Raw genomic sequence first — 18,453 nt, 5'->3', positions numbered from 1 at the left:
TCACTGCACACGTGGAAAGCGCCGTGAAACGGATGTGATGGCACGCGACAGTTCACAGGCTGGATATTCTTTTCTTCAGATGCCGAAAAAGCTGATATTCTGATAAGAGTTACACGGTAACATTGAGATCGCAATGAAATATCAACAACTTGAAAACCTTGAAAGCGGCTGGAAATGGAAGTATCTGGTGAAGAAGCATCGTGAGGGGGAATTAATCACCCGTTACGTAGAGGCCAGCGCTGCCGAAGAAGCCGTTGATTTGTTGCTAACCCTCGAAAATGAACCGGTTCGGGTTAACTCCTGGATTGAAGAACACATGAACTCTGCGCTGCTAAATCGTATGAAACAAACCATACGAGCGCGGCGTAAGCGGCACTTTAACGCTGAGCATCAGCATACGCGAAAGAAATCAATCGATCTGGAATTTATGGTCTGGCAGCGCTTAGCAGGACTTGCGCAGCGGCGTGGAAAAACGCTTTCTGAAACCATTGTGCAATTGATTGAAGATGCGGAGCATAAAGAAAAGTACGCGAACAAAATGTCGACATTGAAGCAGGATTTGCAGGCGCTGCTGGGAAAAGAATAACGACAGAATGGCAATATGTTTGTTTACAGTGATGCTTTGACTGATAAAAGGTGAAAAAAAACCCCGCAAAGCGGGGTTTTTTATAAGACGATAACTTAAGCCTGAGGCTGAGTTACAACGTCTTTGATACCTTTAACTTCGATCTCAACACGACGATCCGGAGCCAGGCAGTCGATCAGTGCAGCGCGAGCTTTCACGTTGTCACAGGTGTTGCCAGTAACCGGGTTGGATTCGCCCATGCCACGTGCAGAGATTTTGTCAGAAGGAATACCTTTAGAGATCAGGTAATCAACAACGGACTGAGCACGTTTCTCGGACAGACCCTGGTTGTAAGCGTCAGAACCGATGCGGTCAGTGAAGCCCAGAACAACTACGGAACCGTCTTTCGGATCCAGGTTGCTCAGCTGGCTGTACATCTGATCCAGAGCCTGCTGGCCTTCTGGTTTCAGAGTAGCTTTGTTGAAGTTGAACAGAACGTCAGACTTCAGAGTGAAGTGCTTGGTCTGTACTTCTGGAGCCGGAGCCGGAGCAACAACTACTGGAGCTGCTTCTTCCTGCTGACCGAAACGGTAAGAAACACCAACGCTCAACAGACCGTTATCCGGACGACCACCAACGGTGTTCGCGTCACCGATGTTGTTGGTCCACTGGTATTCCAGACGGGTAGCGATTTCAGGAGTAATTGCATACTCTACGCCACCAGCGAATACTGGGGATACACCAGTGTCGTGGTCTTTGAAGCCTTCGTTGTTTTTAGCGTCTGCACGCCAAACCATACCACCCAGACGGGTATAAACGTCCAGATCGTCAGTGATTGGGTAACCCAGTTTAGCGGTCAGCTGAACGCCCTGAGCTTTGAAAGCGCCGTTATTGTGGGTAGCATCAGTAGCGCCTTTGTACGGCATACGACCTAACCAGTCGTAACCCATTTCGAAACCAACATACGGGTTAACCTGGTAACCACCGAACGCACCAGCACCAAGTTGACTTTCGTGGGTAGGACCGGAGTTGTTGATCTGGTTGTTGCCAATATCATGGTACTGAGACCAGCCCAGTTTAGCACCAGTGTACCAGGTGTTATCTTTCGGAGCGGCCTGCGCCACGGTAGCGAAACCAGCCAGTGCCACTGCAATTGCGATAGCTGTCTTTTTCATTTTTTGCGCCTCGTTATCATCCAAAATTCGCCATGAATATCTCCGAAGAGAGATAACACGGTTAAATCCTTCACCCGGGGACCAGTTCAATAGTTACTCTACCGATATCTGCGGCTTACGCCGAGCACCCCTGGCGATGTAAAGTCTACAACGTAGTTGAAAACTTACAAGTGTGAAGTCCGTCAGGCATATGAAAAAAAAAGGCTTGTATACACAATATTTAACATTTATAGATGAATAAATGTACTGAGGATTTCCTGAAAACCGCTTCAGACAGGCCTTCAGCCGGAAAACACGTTATAGCTCAACGGCAATTTAAAACATGAAAAAAAATTCCAGGATAAATCCTAATTTTACTCAATGATACAAATTCGAGTGAATTTTTAGCCCGGAATGCTGTCTCCCCGCAAGTGTCTGAGCGCGAACAGGACGCATGATAAACCCCATCGCATTACCTTCATCTGCCGCTTTTACCAGCTCGGCATGTTCATCTTCGGTTAATTCTTCCGTCAGCCAGCCGATGACAACGCTGTAGTTACCTGTGCGCAGCGCTCGAACCATCGATTCCAGCGTATTGCAGGGGGAGAGCTGGCTGATTTGCATGACTTTGGTCAATGGAAGCCCAGCCGACTGTACCCACTCACGGCTTAATTTTTGCTGAGGGGTCAGCCACAGCTGCCAGCGTGATTGCTGCCCTAACTGTTGCAGCAGGGGCAGCAGCAGAAGCTGCGTCATCATGGGCTGGTCTTCGCGATAGACCACTTCACTGATAAGCCCAGCGGTAGCATTCTCTGATGAAACGCGCGCAATACTGCTTGATGCGGAAGAGAACGACGAAGAACGATTTGCATAGCCTGAAGTGTACATAATCAATCCAGCCCTGTGAGTTACTGTATGGATATACAGTAACCCTGCCATCAATAAAGATCAACCTTATTTTCGGAAACAGGTTCGCAATTTTTAGTCGTCGTCACGGGAAACATTAAATTCATCTTGCCCCATACGCATAAGTTGCCTATTTTCGTCATTAACGGATCAGTTACTGCAAATTATTTGCTTACGTTATGATTTAAAAGGATTTTTATGAAAGAGCTTTCTTATGCAAGGATCTATAAATCACAAGAATATCTGGCTTCTCTGGGAACAATTCACTATCGCTCACTGTTTGGTGGCTACAGTCTGACGGTTGGCGATACGGTCTTTGCCATGGTCGCCAGCGGTGAGTTATATCTGCGCGCCTGTGAGCAGAGCGCACAGTACTGTGTGAAAAATTCTCCTGTCTGGCTGACATTTATTAAGCGCGGACGTCCGGTTGTGCTCAATTATTACCAGGTGAACGATGCCCTGTGGCAAAACCAGCAGCAGTTGGTATCGCTATCACGATATTCACTGGATGCAGCCGTTAAGGAAAAACAGAGCCGCTTTGCACAACATCGTCTGCGGGAATTACCGAATATGACGTTTCATCTGGAGACCTTGCTAAACGAAGCAGGTATTAAGGACGAGGGGACATTGCGATCGCTGGGAGCCCAGATGTGCTGGTTGAAACTGCGGCAGAATAACCCGGCGTTGACGGTAAAAATTCTCTATGCCCTTGAAGGGGCGGTCGGCGGAGTGCATGAAGCCGCGCTCCCGGCGACGCGTCGCCAGGAGCTGACTGAGTGGGTGAGTTCTCTTACGCCGGAACCGGGGTATTAGATGGCAGCACGGCAATTTGTTGCTGTAAACGCCGAATTTCCGGGAGCAGGGCAATCAGTAACCCAACTTGCTGTACGACCAGTGGCTCCTTACTGTCCGGACGTGGCTCGAGATGCTGAATTCGCTGCTTCAGACCGTCCAACGCCTGGTATACGCGCTGTTCGTCGGCAGGTTGATGGTGAAGCGCATCATCTACATAACAGACGGCATCATCCAGCAACGCCAGAACGTCCGGATTAGTTAACTGCTCACGGTGTGCGCCCAAAGCGGAAATGTAGCTGGTAAACGTATGGTTAAGACACAGCAAGCGAAACGCCGTTTCGCGCGTCTGGGCCGTGACATCCGGTTCACTCGACATATTCGACACCACCGAAGCAAGTTCCGCATCACGATTGTGCGCGTCACGACGGGCGATACGGTATGCCAGACGATTGTCACGCCCCTGATGGTATTGCTCGAGAATAGCATCAAGATAACGACAGTTAGCGTCGGTAGCCCGTTCAATCACCCGCGGCAGATTACGAAAACGCCAGTCTGGCCAGATAAAACTAACAGCAGCCCACGCGATGGCACAGCCGATCAGCGTATCTATCACGCGCGGTAGCGCAACCTCGAAACCTTCACCGAGCAGGTTAAAACACAGCAGTACCAGCAGCGTGATAAACATGGTGGCATGCGCGTACTGAACGTTACGAAAGGCAAAAAACAACACGCCGGTGATCACCAGGAGTATCAGTTGCCCTTCGAGAGAAGGTACAAACCACAGGATCGGTAAACCAATGGCGATCCCGACTAATGTGCCGATAATCCTGAGTGCCAGGCGATGCCGGGTGGCGTTGTAGTTTGGCTGGCAGACAAACAGGCTGGTTAACAGGATCCAGTACCCGTGGTTCATGCCGGTTATCTGGATAATGGCATAGCCGACGCAAAGTACCAGCGACATGCGGACAGCATGGCGAAACAGGGCCGACTCAGGCGTGAAATTACGGCTCAGCCGTAACCAGATATCGCTGAATCCATGCGGACTGTCATCGGCAAGCTGGTTTTCAGACTCATTACGAGAAAGGACCTGGGCCTGTTCGGACTCAATGGTTGCCAACTGGGCATCGATGGCCCGTAGGTTTGACAGCAAAAATCCCAACGTGTTGAGCAGGTCGGCAGGCTCACCACTCGCGCGCATGCGCTCAAGCGCAGCATCTATATGGGTGAAGACGCGCTCAAAGTGTGGATCGTGCTGATAAGGCGTACGTAATAAAATACAACGAGACAGTTGTGCACACGCCTGTCCCTGCATCGACATCAGGCGCTGGAAGCGAAACATCACGTCGCTGTGGCGGAAATGGTCGCGCAGCGTTTGATACTGAATATGCGAGGAACTTGCGCGTTCGTGAATATCCTGCGCCACAAAATAGTAATGTAGCGTGCGACGTGTTCCGCGCTGTCCGCGATCGCCACGCAGGCGAGTCAGCAAAGATACCTTCGTCTGGTTTAACGTCGCCATCAGTTGCCCATTCGCAAGGGCCAAATCATACAACGGCGCCTGGCTTTCATCTTCTATATCGGGATCAAATAGACGCGATTTCAGTTCCAGGTAGTGCGCTAACTGTTCGTAGCTACGCGCCAGATTGTCCTGCAAGGGGCGGATGGGAAACAGAAGATGGCCGGTCAGTGTTAACAGGTTGTACCAAATGGCGCCAGCCAGCAGCAGGATCGGCTGCTGATACCACTGATCGTAAAGCGAGGTGCCCAGCATCGTGTAAATGGCAATCAGCAACGCGCCAAAGGCGATGGTTGCATAGCGCTGGCCTAAACCCCCGAGCAGTATAAAGCCGCTGGTGGAAAGCGTTAACCCAATCGCAAACAGCCATGGCCATGGGAAGAGCAGTTCGACCGAGGCCGAGGCAATGAAAAAGCACACCAGCGTGATGATTAAATTGCGCAGGCGGCCTGCAAGACGATCGTCCAGGTCGGTAAGCGCGGCAGCGACCATGCCCAGCGTGAGCGGAATGGTCAGCTTAACGTCGCCCAGCCACCAGGGCAGCGCCGTTGTGCCGCAAAGTGCGATAAAAATTCGCACGTAGTAAAGCCAGGTGCTGTTCCAGGTATAGCGTTTGAGCAGAGGACTTAACATAAAGGCCATCGGTCCTGATTATTCGAAGCGACGACGCGCATTAGCTTCACGCGCTGCGCGAGCTACTTCTACGGATACCACCCGGCGACCAACTGGCCACAGTGCAATCGCCGCGATTTTGAAATTCGCAATGCCTACCGGGATACCAATAATCGTAATGCACTGGGCAATACCGGAGACTATGTGCATCAGGCACAACCACCAGCCGAAAAAAATCAGCCAGAAAATATTGAGCACCGTGCCGCCAGTATTCAACAGGACGTTTTTGCCCGCTGGATTAAGCTCATCGACATGAATCGCTTCGTTGCCATAAGGAAACAGCGAGAGCCGGGTTATTTCCCAGCAGGAGCGGGTCAGGGGGAGAGTAAAAATAAGCACGATACTGACCAGCGTAGCCAGTAGCCAGGCTAAGGTGGTGGCGAATCCACCGAGCACAAAATTTAAAATATTCAGAACAGTACGCATAAACCCTCGGTTAACTCTGGTTTTCTGTGAATTCGGCAATTGTAACGTTTTTTTGGGCTGGAGCACGTTTTCTCTGGCGGTTACACTGATAAGCAAATCTCTTCGTGTGGATCCGCTTGAGTCTTATGGAACTGAAAGCAACTTCTCTTGGAAAACGTCTGGCACAACACCCTTACGATCGGGCCGTTATTCTTAATGCCGGGATTAAGGTTTCCGGCGATCGTCACGAGTATCTTATTCCCTTCAATCAGTTACTGGCTATCCATTGTAAACGCGGTCTGGTATGGGGCGAGCTGGAGTTTGTACTCCCGGACGATAAAGTGGTACGTCTTCACGGTACGGAATGGGCGGAAACCCAGCGCTTTCATCACCATTTGAATTCGCTCTGGCAGCAGTGGAGCCAGGAAATGAGCGACGTCGCTGCGGGAGTTTTACACCAACAACTCGAGGCGATTGCGGCGCGTACCAGTGAAAATAAATGGCTGACACGCGAGCAGACGTCAGGACTACAGCAGCAGATCCGTCGTGCTTTTGCCGCACTGCCGCTCCCGCTCAATCGGTTGGAAGAATTTGAAAATTGCCGTGAAGCGTTACGCCAATGCCAGGCATGGTTGAAGGACATTGAAGCTTGTCGCTTACAGCACAACCAGGCGTACACCGATGCCATGCTGGAAGAGCATGGCGAATTTTTCCAGCAAATTGAATCCTCGCCGTTGAATCCGGCCCAGGCGCGGGCGGTGGTGAATGGTGAACAATCATTATTGGTTCTTGCGGGTGCCGGAAGCGGAAAAACATCCGTCCTGGTCGCCCGTGCGGGCTGGTTACTTGCGCGAGGGGAAGCGGCAGCTGAACAAATCCTGCTGTTAGCGTTCGGACGTAAAGCGGCCCAGGAGATGGACGATCGCATCCGTGAACGTCTGCATACGGAAGAGATAACCGCACGGACGTTTCATTCACTGGCGCTACACATCATTTCGCAGGGGAGCAAAAAAGTCCCGACGGTCAGCAAGCTGGAAAATGATGCCTCTGCTCGCAGCAAACTTTTTATAACGACATGGCGTCAACAGTGTAGTGAGAAAAAGGCGCAGGCCAAGGGCTGGCGGCAATGGTTAGAAGAAGAGATGCAGTGGTCTGTACCTGAAGGTAACTTCTGGGATGACGAAAAATTGCAACGCCGGCTGGCTTCCAGGCTGGATCGCTGGGTCAGCCTGATGCGTATGCATGGCGGAGCGCAGGCGGAGATGATCGCCAATGCTCCGGAGGAGATCCGCGATCTGTTCAGTAAACGCATAAAACTGATGTCACCACTGCTCAAGGCCTGGAAGGGCGCACTGAAAGATGAGAATGCCGTCGATTTTTCCGGATTGATCCATCAGGCAATTGTCATTCTGGAAAAAGGCCGATTTATCAGTCCGTGGAAGCACATTCTGGTTGATGAATTTCAGGATATTTCTCCTCAGCGTGCCGCTTTGTTAGCCGCACTGCGCAAACAAAACTCACAGACTACGCTGTTTGCCGTAGGTGATGACTGGCAGGCAATATATCGATTCAGTGGGGCTCAGCTTTCGTTGACCACCGCATTCCAGCAAAACTTCGGCGAGGGTGATCGTTGTAATCTGGATACCACTTACCGTTTTAATAGCCGTATTGGCGAAGTTGCAAACCAGTTTATCCAGCAAAACCCCCATCAGCTTACGAAACCGCTCAACAGTCTGGTGACTGGCGATAAAAAAGCCGTCACGTTGCTCGATGAAAGCCAACTGGATCTGCTGCTGGATAAGCTGTCGGGATTTGTAAAGGCAGACGAGAGAATTCTGGTGCTGGCGCGATACCATCATCTCAAACCGGCCAGTCTGGAGAAAGCAGCCACTCGTTGGCCCAAGCTACAGCTGGAATTTATGACTATCCATGCCAGTAAAGGACAGCAGGCGGATTATGTTATTGTTGTGGGGCTTCATGAAGGGAATGACGGTTTTCCAGCCCCGGCCCGCGAGTCGATTATGGAAGAGGCATTGCTCCCGGCGGTGGAAGATTTCCCGGATGCCGAAGAGAGACGCTTGCTGTATGTGGCGCTAACGCGCGCGCGTCATCGGGTATGGCTACTGTTTAACAAAGACGCGCCATCATGCTTTGTTGATGAGCTTAAGCAATTAGACGTTCCGGTGATCCGGAAACCCTGAAAAGCAGGCGGTAATTACCGCCTGCTTAGCGTTTATTTGAGGCGTTCTGCCAGATAACGGGCGTAATCCGGGATCAGGATGTCCGTTGCATCGTTGAAGTTTGGCGACTGGATAATAAAATCAGCAGTCGACACGTTGGTGGCAACGGGAATGTTCCATACCGTCGCCAGACGCAGCAGGGCTTTGACATCAGGATCGTGGGGTACGGCGTTAAGCGGGTCCCAGAAGAAGATCAGCACATCAATTTTCCCTTCTGAAATCAGCGCACCTACCTGCTGGTCACCGCCCATCGGGCCGCTCAGCATGGCGTTGACGTCCATTCCTGTCGCGCGTTGGATCAAGTTTCCTGTTGTTCCTGTGGCGTACAGAACGTGCTTTTCCAGCAACGGCTGGTGGCGTTCTACCCAGCTCATCAGCATCTTTTTACAGTGATCGTGTGCAACCAACGCAATGTGTTTACGCGCTGGCAATGTGCGAGTCGTTAATTCCATAGTACAGCTCCCAAGTTAACCTGGTTACAGAGTACTGGAAGCTCTTGACGCTGCAAGAGAAAGACCAAAAAAATGCGTATGCGAACATAAATGTCATGAAGGCGGCTGTTTCTGAGCCCATTGCAAAAAGTTACTTCGCGTTTGTGCGTCGGCCTGCTGGAACCAATATTTTAAACGCTGCTCGGTCAGCGTTTGCGACTGGGGCGGCACGCGATCCAGTTCAGATACCCCGGAAAGTAGCGAACTGTCATCGGCCATCATCGTAGCAAACTGCGGTAATGAAGCATGTTTAGCCGCTTTGTTATAGCGTTCAGTCTCCATTTCATAATCCACGATTTTTGCCGTGGAGGTGATAGACAAAATATCCAGCTTGACGGGGATAGGCATGGCATCCCCATCCAGCAGTTCCACGCGTGGAGCGTCATCGAAATGCGTTGCGTCCCGCTCATTGTTCAGCCGCGGAAGGTGGAAATTAACCTGGCTGACGAGTTGGGTATCAAAGCTGATGACCAGCGGAGGCGAAATGTACAGACGTTCTTCGTGACTCGATAAACGAATGGTTTTTTCTACACGAAATACAAGCTGGTGCCGACCATTTTCCAGCTCAATACTTTCGGCACCACGCAGTAATGAGCTGGAGACTTTTTTTCCGTCCAGCACCAGAAGGTCAATATCATTAGACAGGCGTAAAGAGGTAGCAAAAACGGTTACCGGCAAACACAGGGCAATTAAGGCTGTCACAATGCCGGCTTTCATAGGTTTCTCCTGTCCAGAAAATATCTGCAAACATGTATCTAAATTTTTCGATAATCATGTTTACTAACATATAGACATATTTTTGAGTTTAGCTCTCATGCGCCAGTATGGGATGAATGGTTGCAGGGGCAGGTTTGTCGTACACTTTGCTAAACAGCCTGGAGGAAAATGATGAAAGAGACCGATATTGCTGGCATTTTGACATCTACTCGTACGATTGCACTGGTTGGCGCAAGCGATAAACCCGATCGCCCAAGCTATCGCGTGATGAAATATTTACTCGATCAGGGCTATCACGTTATTCCCGTTTCACCGAAGGTTGCCGGGAAAACGCTGCTGGGGCAGCAGGGCTATGCAACGCTGGCGGATGTGCCAGAGAAAGTGGATATGGTCGATGTCTTCCGTAATTCTGAAGCGGCCTGGGGCGTTGCTCAGGAGGCTATCGCCATTGGTGCTAAGACGCTGTGGATGCAGCTTGGCGTCATTAACGAGCAGGCGGCCGTGCTGGCGCGTGATGCGGGGCTGGCGGTAGTGATGGACCGCTGCCCGGCGATCGAGATCCCGCGACTGGGGCTGGCGAAGTAGGATTGGGCTGTAGCCGTATGAAATGCACAGGCCCGATAAGCAAAGCGCCATCGGGCCTGTGTTAGGATCAATTACGCAGGCGCGGAGCCTGAAGCTGTTTACGGATTGTTCGCGCCAGTTCATCCATCGACGGTTGCTCCGGATGTTCTTCCTGCAGTTCGCTACTCAACTGTGCTTCGGCCAGATACGTATGCACTGGCAGACCATTATCGTCTTCCATCACCACGTGATACCAGGGAGCGGCGCGAAGTTCGTCGTTAACCGCCAACTCATCGGCTGACGGCTCATCAAGCGAATATTCCGGGTCGATATCCACGACCACTCCGAGGTAACCTAACAGGGAATGGCGGACCTGCTGGCCGATACCGAATTTGCTGGCAATCATAGTCACCTCCCGGGAAATAGATACCCTCTATGTAAGGGTAATATTCCACTTTTCAAGTTACATGATGCGACAGGCAAACCCTTTCAGATACAGCCCTTCCGGGTAGGTAGCGATCACCGGATGATCGGCGGCCTGACGGAACTGCTCTATAAATTGTACATCACGACCAGCATCTATTGCGGCATCGGCGATGATTTTCTGAAATAAATCGGTGGTCATCAGTCCAGAGCAGGAAAATGTCAGCAGTACGCCGCCAGGGTTGAGCAACTGAATTGCCAGCATATTGATGTCTTTATAACCGCGGCAAGCGCCCATCAACTGGCTTTTGTTTTCGACAAATTTCGGCGGATCCATCACGATGACATCAAATTTCTCACCGCGATCGCGATAGGCGCGCAGCAGTTTGAACACATCATCACGCACAAATTCGGCTTTACTCAGATCCAGCTTATTGAGTTCAACGTTCTGGCGAGCAATATCGAGCGCTTCCTGAGAGGTGTCCACGCTGACCACCTGACGGCATCCGCCCATTAATGCTGAGACCGCAAAACCGCCGGTATAAGAGAAACAGTTCAGCACACGCTGGTTCTCCACATAACGGCGCGTGGCCAGGCGGCTGTCGCGTTGATCGAGGTAATAGCCGGTTTTGTGACCATGCTGAATATCAACCAGCAGCTTCATTCCGTGCTCTTCGATAGGCAGCAGGGCAGGCGGCAGTTCGCCCGTTACTGGCCCTTGGGTCAGCTCCATACCTTCTTTTTTACGCACGGCCACATCGCTACGGTCATAAATGGCACAGTCAGGGAAAACAATTTGCAGGGCGCTAATTAGCGCGGCGCGTTGATATTCAGCACCGGCACTGAGCAACTGCAACACCAGGAAGTTGCCGAAGCGGTCAATAGTGACACCCGGCAGACCATCGGATTCTCCGGCGATCAGACGATAGCTGTCCAGACCGTCTTTTTTCGCCAGCCAGTCACGCCATGTCTGAGCCTGCTGCAGACGACGGGTAAAGAAATCAATATCGATGGATTCAGACTTGTCGAAGGTCCAGACGCGTGCACGGATCTGTGACGCCGGTGAGAAGGCACCGCGTGCTAGCCATTTACCCTGGTGGTCAACAATATCAACGGTTTCACCAAGGTTGGCTTTACCTTCCATACGGGCGACAGCACCGGAAAATACCCACGGATGGCGGCGAAGTAATGATTTTTCGCGCCCCTTGGCTAACACTAAACGAGGATAATGTGGAATTGTAGATTCAGTCATGCGGAGCAACCTCTCACAAACAGTGACGCGGGCTGGAGTAAAGTACCAACCTGAAACCATTAAAATAAAATGGCGCGTAGAGTAGCACAGATGGTGAGGTCAATCATCAGCGTATGGCGTTGAGCGTTTCGGCACAAAACGCTATCACAGAGGCACAGTTTCTTTTATGCCCACCGTTTACATTGCTATTTCTTAATCAGAAAAAGGAAACGCAATGAAAGCTGTCTACTCATTGGCTACCGCTGCCATTGTCGCGTTGAGTTTTAATGCCTCTGCCGCCTCGACGTTTCGCCTCAACAGCACCGACATACCCGCTAACCTGCAGTTAACGCAAAAACAGGTGTTTAAGGGATTTGGCTGCAGTGGCGACAATATCTCCCCGCAACTGAGCTGGCAAAATCCCCCAGCTGATGCCAAAAGTTTTGCCATTACGCTGTTTGATCCTGATGCGCCAACGGGAAGCGGCTGGTGGCACTGGACCGTCGTAAATATTCCTGCTCAGATCCACACTCTTCCTGGCGGGGCCAGCATGGATAAGTTACCCGCAGGAGCAGTTCAGGGACGCAATGATTTCGGTTATGCTGGATTCGGTGGTGCCTGTCCACCGCCGGGCGATAAACCTCATCGCTATCAGTTTACCGTGTGGGCGTTAAATACAGACGCGTTGCCGATTGACAGTAACGCCAGCGGTGCCCTGGTCGGTTTTATGCTGAACAGCCACGTGATTGCCAAAGCTGAATTAACCGCCACTTACGCAAGAAAATAAAGAGGATAATCTGGTGCAGGATGTACATTTTCGCCATAACAACCTTACCACCGCTGAGGTGCGTTCCGGCCATCTGCACCGCTTGCATCGGGTTAAACTGTTTTCTGCTGCTATTTGCCATATTACGCAGGGAAGTAAGGTCATTATTCAGGATGAAAATCGTCTGGTTGCAGGACCGGGTGAGCTCATTATCATCCCGGCGAATACGCCTCTGGAGATTATTAATCAGCCGGAACAGGGAGCATTTCGATCGGATTTGCTGTTGCTATCGACGAGCATCATTACCGCGTTTAAAAATAACTGGGTCGAGGATTTCCCTCCGGCAAAATTGACGTCGCTATGTACGCCAATGAGCAACGGACTGGCATTTATGTGGGAAAGCCTGCTGGATGCAGTACGCCAGGACTTACCTGCAAAATTGCAGGAGCATCAGGCGATGGGATTATTGCTGGCGCTACTGCATGATGGTGTGGCAGGGCCTCTGCTTATCGAGCGACGGTTTAATCTTACTGAACAGGTGCGACAACTTATTATGTTATCCCCTGCTAAGCTATGGACAGCTCAGGAGATTGCCGGTCACCTGTCTATCGGTACCTCGACGTTACGCAGACGATTACAGATGGAATCGCAGAGTTACCGGCAGATAGTCGAGGAGGTGCGCATGTCCTGTGCGCTCTCTCAACTACAGTCGACCACGCTGCCGATTGGCGAAATTGCGTTACGCTGTGGCTATCTGTCAGGTTCACGATTTACTGCAAGATTTCGCCAGCATTACGGATGTCTGCCGAAACAGGTGCGATGAGGCCTCGGTACCTGTTCCTTCATTTACGTTGATAAGGAGAACCGCAATGTCGAAAGTTTGCATCATCGCCTGGGTCTATGGCCGGGTTCAGGGAGTAGGATTTCGCTACACCACCCAGCATGAAGCGCAACGGCTGGGGTTGACCGGTTACGCGAAGAATATGGATGACGGCAGCGTAGAGGTTGTCGCCTGCGGTGAAAGCGACCGAGTGGAACAACTGATGAAGTGGTTGAAAGCTGGGGGACCGAGCAGCGCCAGGGTTGATCGGGTTCTCAGTGAACCGCACCGCCCTGGCGACGAGCTAAAGGGATTTAGTATCCGCTATTAAATGCATTTCACCGGTTTCGGCAGGCCGGCAATTTTAGTCGCCTGCTTAGCCGGACCTTTCGGAAACAGGCGGTAGAGATAACGACTGTTGCCTTTCTCTTCGCCAAACTTGTTGGCCATCGCCTTTACCAGCATGCGGATAGCAGGGGAGGTATTAAACTCGAGATAAAACTCGCGTACGAAACGCACCACTTCCCAGTGCTCGGGGGAGAGGACGATACCTTCGTTTTCAGCGATTTTCTCCGCCAGCGGCTCGTTCCACAGCGTGGTATCTTTCAGATAGCCTTCGCTATCGGTTTCAATTTCATGGCCTGCAAAAATGAACATAGTGCTCTGTCGATAAAGTAAAATCCGCGCCTAGTTTAGCAAATAAGGGGCGGCGTGAGAAACCTCGACCTATAGAAGAAGCTGTAGCAGATTGTTGGCATTAAGCTTTTTCAGTGCGTTGCATTTATACGTGGATACCTGTTTTTCGCTAATCTGCGTCATATGCGCAACATGCTTTACCGATTGACCGTTAACCAGCCTGTCGAGAACATTGAACTCCATGCCAGTCAGGCAGCAATTCAGGCTGCGTACCCGACGGGGCTCTTTAGCAAACAGATACGCTGCATCCACGACGGCAATTCGGTCATCAATGATATATAAGGTCAGCGTAGAAAAACGCTTACGTAAATGCGTGGCCAGTGCCCACCCTTTTTCATTGCACACCAGATAAATTGTCCCCTCCCAGCGCCTGGCCTCCAGTTGAAGAAGAATGTCGACCAGCGCCAGATGTGTCCTCGCGACGGAAAAACGGCAGCGCACAACGAGGGTGTCACAGGCCAACAGAGAACGGCGCCACTTTAACGCGCCGTTCTCCACCTGAGTTTGAGCGTTACGGCGCAGAAGGGCGTAGCGCAACCCTTCCGCATAAAAACGATTATTATCAAGAATGACGTAATTCACTGCGGCCTCTTTATAACGTACTGGGTGTGTAGATAATGCGTAGCGTGCCGGTGTAATCCCCGGCATTTTTACTGCTGGCAGCAAACGCTGGGGTTTTCAGGACTATCGGGGCCGGTACGCACAGTACGCTCTCACGTCCACCGGGCAGGACGACCTGACGCAGATGCAGCGGATCGTTGGTGCCCTGCCAGACCAGCGTTTTTCCGTTAGCGACGGTTTCGGTTACGCCGGTGACGGGATTGGTGACGTAGACCTGATAGTCGAGACGATCCCGCGTACCGATCTGACTTCCGCCGCGTCGCCGGATCGAAAATGCGCCTTCTGTACGATCTGTTGAAGAGAGTCCATCGTCCTCAAACCGTAAATAGGTGCGAGTACTGGTACTGTTCTTGCCGTCGTACAGACACATATCCAGCGTGTTTTCCCCCTGGATTTCACTGCCACCCGGCCGCCCAGGGAAGTTGGTCAAGTTGAGGTTAACGATAGGCGTTGAGTGCGGAAATGCCGGCAGATAAATCTGCTGATTACCCGGATCGACCACCTCAATGCGTATTGTGGCCTGCCAGTTAGCGATGCTGAGATAGCCAGGACATCCGACATTGACGTCATTGAAGTTCCCGCCGCAATCAGCGCTCCCCCATTGGCGCAAGTTTTGCTTCAGTGTGGCGGTCCAGATACCAGGCAGAGCGAGCCTTTCCAGTTCGCTTTTCACGATATAGAAATCAAAGTAGGGTTCTCTGTTCCAGGCTGTAACATCGGCAGACCCTCCTGAGACAAAACTGGCAAAGGTAAAGACTTTATTATTGATAAACATGTAGTGGTCGCCATAGACCTTAATGTCCACCGTTTTGCTGGTAAGGGCATGTTTGAAACGTAAATTGATAGCATAAGGCGCAGCCGGGTTCGCTGAGAACCAGACCGGTGCGTTCATGCAGGCGCCATTGGTTGTGTCGGTACGAGACAGACAAGTCAGGGTATTGCGCCCCCACTTTTGCGGATCGGCGGCATCGTAGCCGCCGGTTTCATGAAGCCAGATATCGAAACGTGCAGGCGGTGCCATGCGATCGAAGCTGATCCCAACGCTGGAGTTTCGTCCCGCAGGGGCGCCAGCCTGGGTCTGGCCAGCCCACAGGCTGAAGAAAAGCATAATAATAAAGCACTTGTTCACATCATTTCCCTATTGTGAAATTGTCTGCATTCATGGCCGTTGGACTCGTTGCTACCGATCGTCCGGCGAGCATCAACTGGGCCTGCTGCCGGACCGCATCCGGCAGGGCAGAGAAGGTTAATTCCCGGCAAGGGATCGACCCGACGTAACGCACGACGTCGCGCATACTTTTTACGTTCAGCTCGCACTGATAAAACTGCTGCTGACGTACCAGGTAGAGGTTATGCAGCAGAGCGTCGCTCTGAGCGCTAAACCCACCGTTGCCTAAGTCGCTCCAGCCATTAACGTTCAGTGGCACACCGCCGATAAACGGCGAATGTTGTTCGTCAGTTAACTGGCCGAGCCATGTGTAGCTTGCCGTGGTTTGCACGTCCCGACGGAGCAGTTTGCCCGGCACCATAAACAGCGTTCTGCTGCCTGAGCCTTGTGTTATTTCACTGCTGACACCCCTTGAGACATCCAGAGATTCGTTAATCGTCAACGTAGTCTGCTGATAACCCGGCACTGCGAAGAGCGCGCGGCTATTGCCTGGAATGTCTGCACTGCCGCCGTTATCCAGTGACACGGTGACGTTCGGATCCTGGGAATCTCCAGGTGTGGCAACGTTAACTGCGATGGCTGAGGCAGGACGTCCGTCACTCCAACGGCCTAGCCACAGGCCGGAGCGCGACAGTGCAAGCGTTGAACTGTAATTGCCGCTGCTGCTCAGAGTATGGCGCCTATCCTGACGATCCCAGGCATCGCTGACTGTCAGGCTCCCGTTGCCATATCGTCCACCCTGGCGCGTATAAGCAGAGGAATTGAGCGAATCGCTGTTAATGCCTGACGCGCTCAGTCCATACTCATTTTCACCACGTGCATCGGCATACCAGTTGTGCGCCACGTTGTAGCTCAACTGGTTTTTTTCATGCTGTTGGTGCTGCCATGTCGCGCCCAGAGAGGTATAACTTGTCGCATCGCCCTGACGGTTATGCGCCATTGACAGGCTCACGCTCAGGTAACCGCCTTTATCCTTGCCTTCGCGGGAGTCATCGTTACGCATGAAAAGGTTAATGCTGCTGTTGATGTTCAGGCCGCGCGTGCTGAAGGTCGTACTCAAGCCACTCTGCCAGGCCCGCGTTCGTGAGCGTGTCATATAAACTGGCTCCCACGGCAAGCCAACATCGTGGCGATCGTCGCTTTCCGGGAGTTCCCGACGTGAAACGTACCGGCCTTCGTTGCGGTTATCCGAATACCCCAGGCTGGCATACCAGGCGCTAACAGGGACGGAAAACATTACCGACATGCTTCGGTAACAGCCATTCACGGCGTCATATCCTGCGCTTTGGGTATTGCAGTTTTCCGCCGATAACGCGTTGCGATAGAAGCTCAGCGAAAAACCGTCGTTATAGCTAATTTGCTGAATATTGCCGCGTTGTCCTTCGCTGCCGTACAGATAGCTAAAGCGGGTGCTTAGCACGCCATCGATTGGACCCGTATTAAAACCCCGACTCCAGTCGACAGCATTTTCCAGAAAATGCTGGTTTTTCTTAATCGTTACGCCGCTGGTCAGTGCCAGGGTTGGGGTAACAGGCAGGCGGACTCCCGCCTGCGCGACCGCGCTGCGTTGATCGTTTTGATCGTTATTGTCGGTTTCGCCCGCCTGCAGGAACCACTCGACGCGGTCGAACGGTGTAATGCCGGTTCGGATGAACGGTACCTGCTCGGTGCGCGTCAGTCGGTTATTTTCATAGACGGACAGCGTCACGGTATAGCTTCCGTCCGGGAACGATCGCGTGTCCAGGGTCTGAGCCCCGGCATTCAAATAAAAACTGGCCAGCAACTGATTGCCCCGGCGGGCGTCAATACGCGCGTCGTGGGAAAGCAGCACGGTGATGGGGGTACCCTTTGACTGCTGAACCGGATTAATCCATGCTCTTGTCGAGCCTGTACGCAGGCCGCGAATTTTGCCCAGCGGTAGTTGGCTGAGGTTAATATTCCCGCCGGCATTACTGAACAGATCGCGGGTATCCATCTCGCCTAACTGAATATAGTACTGACGCCAGATATCCTGGCGAAACCAGGCATTATTGACGGTTATCTCTTGCTGCTGCTGGCGCTTTGAACGCTGCCCCTGCCAGATCCAGTCGAGGTTAAAGTAACCGTCCTGCGTCATGGCCAGTGCGCCATTGCCCTGAACGGTGGCTGACTGATAATCCCTGTCAGCAACAAAATTGATATTCTGTTGATGAATCAACGCATTCTCGCTGCCCTGTGTGGGCTGATACCACTGGTTGTCTGTGGTCTGTTTAGGCAGAAATTTCTTGTCCAAAAACAGGCTAATGCGCGCGTTATTCTCGTCATAGATAATGGCCGTGCGATGGGTATCAATGTAATCACATCCCGTTGCGGAGCCATTGCTGCTGCACGCCAGGTTGCCGTTACGAGCAAGTGGAACGGCCAGCGCAGCAGACACGGTGGCAACAAGGGTAGGATCGTCATTAAACTGACGTTTGATGGTCGCTACCAGGGTTTCTGGCGCGACAAAACTTACCGTTTCAAGCGTGATATCCGTTTCAAAAAGGCCAAGCGATTCGCCATAGAGGTTTACCTCTGTCCACAGACGCTGCGTTTTTACCAGATCTTCAAAACCTGCCGGCACGGCCATCTCGGCGCAGGCGAGTTGGATGGATGCAGGTAATAAAGCAACTAAGAGGAGAGTATTTGTGTGAAACGCCATGACCGAGCCTCGACATCATCCTG

19 protein-coding genes are annotated in these 18,453 nt (G+C 51.9%); 7 read left to right on the top strand and 12 right to left on the bottom strand.

Going from position 1 to position 18,453, the window contains the following annotated elements; all coding sequences use genetic code 11:
• Positions 1-133: 133 nt before the first annotated feature.
• Positions 134-586: a macrodomain Ter protein MatP gene (gene matP, locus OGV77_RS17965; protein ID WP_043015789.1), complete on the top strand. Its 453-nt coding sequence runs from the start codon at positions 134-136 to the stop codon at positions 584-586.
• A gap of 95 nt (positions 587-681) precedes the next feature.
• Here the strand turns inward: matP and ompA are convergent, their stop codons facing one another.
• Complete coding sequence (gene ompA, locus OGV77_RS17960; RefSeq protein ID WP_016156137.1) at positions 682-1,740, bottom strand: porin OmpA; 1,059 nt, start codon at positions 1,738-1,740, stop codon at positions 682-684.
• A gap of 357 nt (positions 1,741-2,097) precedes the next feature.
• The gene (gene sulA / locus OGV77_RS17955) at positions 2,098-2,607 is read right to left on the bottom strand and encodes an SOS-induced cell division inhibitor SulA (protein ID WP_043015790.1); all 510 of its coding nucleotides are present in this window, start codon (positions 2,605-2,607) and stop codon (positions 2,098-2,100) included.
• Positions 2,608-2,823: 216 nt separating this feature from the next.
• Between sulA and OGV77_RS17950 the strand changes: the two genes are divergently transcribed.
• Positions 2,824-3,438 (top strand): TfoX/Sxy family DNA transformation protein, encoded by a 615-nt coding sequence (locus tag OGV77_RS17950; protein WP_087050454.1) that lies wholly within the window; start codon positions 2,824-2,826, stop codon positions 3,436-3,438.
• Here the strand turns inward: OGV77_RS17950 and yccS are convergent.
• The gene (gene yccS, locus OGV77_RS17945; protein ID WP_043017873.1) at positions 3,416-5,569 is read right to left on the bottom strand and encodes a YccS family putative transporter; all 2,154 of its coding nucleotides are present in this window, start codon (positions 5,567-5,569) and stop codon (positions 3,416-3,418) included. The genes OGV77_RS17950 and yccS overlap by 23 nt on opposite strands.
• Positions 5,570-5,587: 18 nt before the next feature.
• Positions 5,588-6,034: a YccF domain-containing protein gene (locus OGV77_RS17940; protein ID WP_016152485.1), complete on the bottom strand. Its 447-nt coding sequence runs from the start codon at positions 6,032-6,034 to the stop codon at positions 5,588-5,590.
• Positions 6,035-6,159: 125 nt separating this feature from the next.
• On the opposite strand from OGV77_RS17940, the gene helD reads away from it, so the two are divergent.
• Positions 6,160-8,214 carry a DNA helicase IV gene (gene helD, locus OGV77_RS17935; RefSeq protein ID WP_047412274.1) on the top strand — a complete coding sequence of 685 codons (2,055 nt, stop codon included), beginning with the start codon at positions 6,160-6,162 and terminating at the stop codon, positions 8,212-8,214.
• 32 nt (positions 8,215-8,246) lie between these two features.
• Here the strand turns inward: helD and mgsA are convergent, their stop codons facing one another.
• Positions 8,247-8,705, bottom strand: coding sequence for a methylglyoxal synthase (mgsA, locus tag OGV77_RS17930; protein WP_016152487.1), 459 nt, complete (start codon positions 8,703-8,705; stop codon positions 8,247-8,249).
• Between the two features lie 93 nt (positions 8,706-8,798).
• Positions 8,799-9,461 carry a curli synthesis inhibitor gene (gene csgI, locus OGV77_RS17925; RefSeq protein WP_043015793.1) on the bottom strand — a complete coding sequence of 221 codons (663 nt, stop codon included), beginning with the start codon at positions 9,459-9,461 and terminating at the stop codon, positions 8,799-8,801.
• Positions 9,462-9,632: 171 nt separating this feature from the next.
• Here csgI and OGV77_RS17920 point away from each other — a divergent pair, with 171 nt between their 5' ends.
• On the top strand, positions 9,633-10,046 hold the full coding sequence (locus OGV77_RS17920) for a CoA-binding protein (RefSeq protein ID WP_006685217.1): 414 nt from the start codon (positions 9,633-9,635) through the stop codon (positions 10,044-10,046).
• Positions 10,047-10,113: 67 nt separating this feature from the next.
• Here OGV77_RS17920 and hspQ read toward each other — a convergent pair whose 3' ends face one another.
• Positions 10,114-10,431, bottom strand: coding sequence for a heat shock protein HspQ (gene hspQ, locus OGV77_RS17915; protein ID WP_043015794.1), 318 nt, complete (start codon positions 10,429-10,431; stop codon positions 10,114-10,116).
• Positions 10,432-10,488: 57 nt separating this feature from the next.
• The gene (gene rlmI, locus OGV77_RS17910) at positions 10,489-11,700 is read right to left on the bottom strand and encodes a 23S rRNA (cytosine(1962)-C(5))-methyltransferase RlmI (protein WP_075144916.1); all 1,212 of its coding nucleotides are present in this window, start codon (positions 11,698-11,700) and stop codon (positions 10,489-10,491) included.
• A 214-nt stretch (positions 11,701-11,914) separates the two neighbouring features.
• Here rlmI and OGV77_RS17905 point away from each other — a divergent pair, with 214 nt between their 5' ends.
• Genes OGV77_RS17905 through yccX form a run of 3 tightly spaced genes read left to right on the top strand, consistent with a single transcriptional unit; the run spans position 11,915 to position 13,596 of the window.
• On the top strand, positions 11,915-12,466 hold the full coding sequence (locus OGV77_RS17905) for a YbhB/YbcL family Raf kinase inhibitor-like protein (protein WP_087050455.1): 552 nt from the start codon (positions 11,915-11,917) through the stop codon (positions 12,464-12,466).
• A 13-nt stretch (positions 12,467-12,479) separates the two neighbouring features.
• Positions 12,480-13,268, top strand: coding sequence for an AraC family transcriptional regulator (locus OGV77_RS17900; protein WP_043015797.1), 789 nt, complete (start codon positions 12,480-12,482; stop codon positions 13,266-13,268).
• Positions 13,269-13,314: 46 nt separating this feature from the next.
• Positions 13,315-13,596 carry an acylphosphatase gene (gene yccX / locus OGV77_RS17895; RefSeq protein WP_020996508.1) on the top strand — a complete coding sequence of 94 codons (282 nt, stop codon included), beginning with the start codon at positions 13,315-13,317 and terminating at the stop codon, positions 13,594-13,596.
• Here the strand turns inward: yccX and tusE are convergent.
• The 4 genes from tusE to OGV77_RS17875 form a co-directional block, all read right to left on the bottom strand.
• Positions 13,593-13,922 carry a sulfurtransferase TusE gene (tusE, locus tag OGV77_RS17890; RefSeq protein ID WP_043015798.1) on the bottom strand — a complete coding sequence of 110 codons (330 nt, stop codon included), beginning with the start codon at positions 13,920-13,922 and terminating at the stop codon, positions 13,593-13,595. The genes yccX and tusE overlap by 4 nt on opposite strands.
• Before the next feature lie 69 nt (positions 13,923-13,991).
• A complete protein-coding gene (locus OGV77_RS17885) occupies positions 13,992-14,543 on the bottom strand; it encodes a LuxR C-terminal-related transcriptional regulator (protein WP_087050456.1) in 552 nt (183 codons plus the stop codon).
• Positions 14,544-14,553: 10 nt separating this feature from the next.
• Entirely contained in the window at positions 14,554-15,711 is a 1,158-nt protein-coding gene (locus OGV77_RS17880) for a CblD like pilus biogenesis initiator family protein (protein ID WP_170927995.1), read from the bottom strand.
• A gap of 1 nt (position 15,712) precedes the next feature.
• Positions 15,713-18,430, bottom strand: coding sequence for a TcfC E-set like domain-containing protein (locus OGV77_RS17875; RefSeq protein WP_087050457.1), 2,718 nt, complete (start codon positions 18,428-18,430; stop codon positions 15,713-15,715).
• Positions 18,431-18,453: the final 23 nt, after the last annotated feature.

Source organism: Citrobacter sp. Ce129 (assembly GCF_030334545.1).
In the GTDB taxonomy this organism is placed as follows: Bacteria; Pseudomonadota; Gammaproteobacteria; order Enterobacterales; family Enterobacteriaceae; genus Citrobacter; species Citrobacter europaeus.
This window is presented reverse-complemented; position numbering and strand designations above follow the sequence as displayed.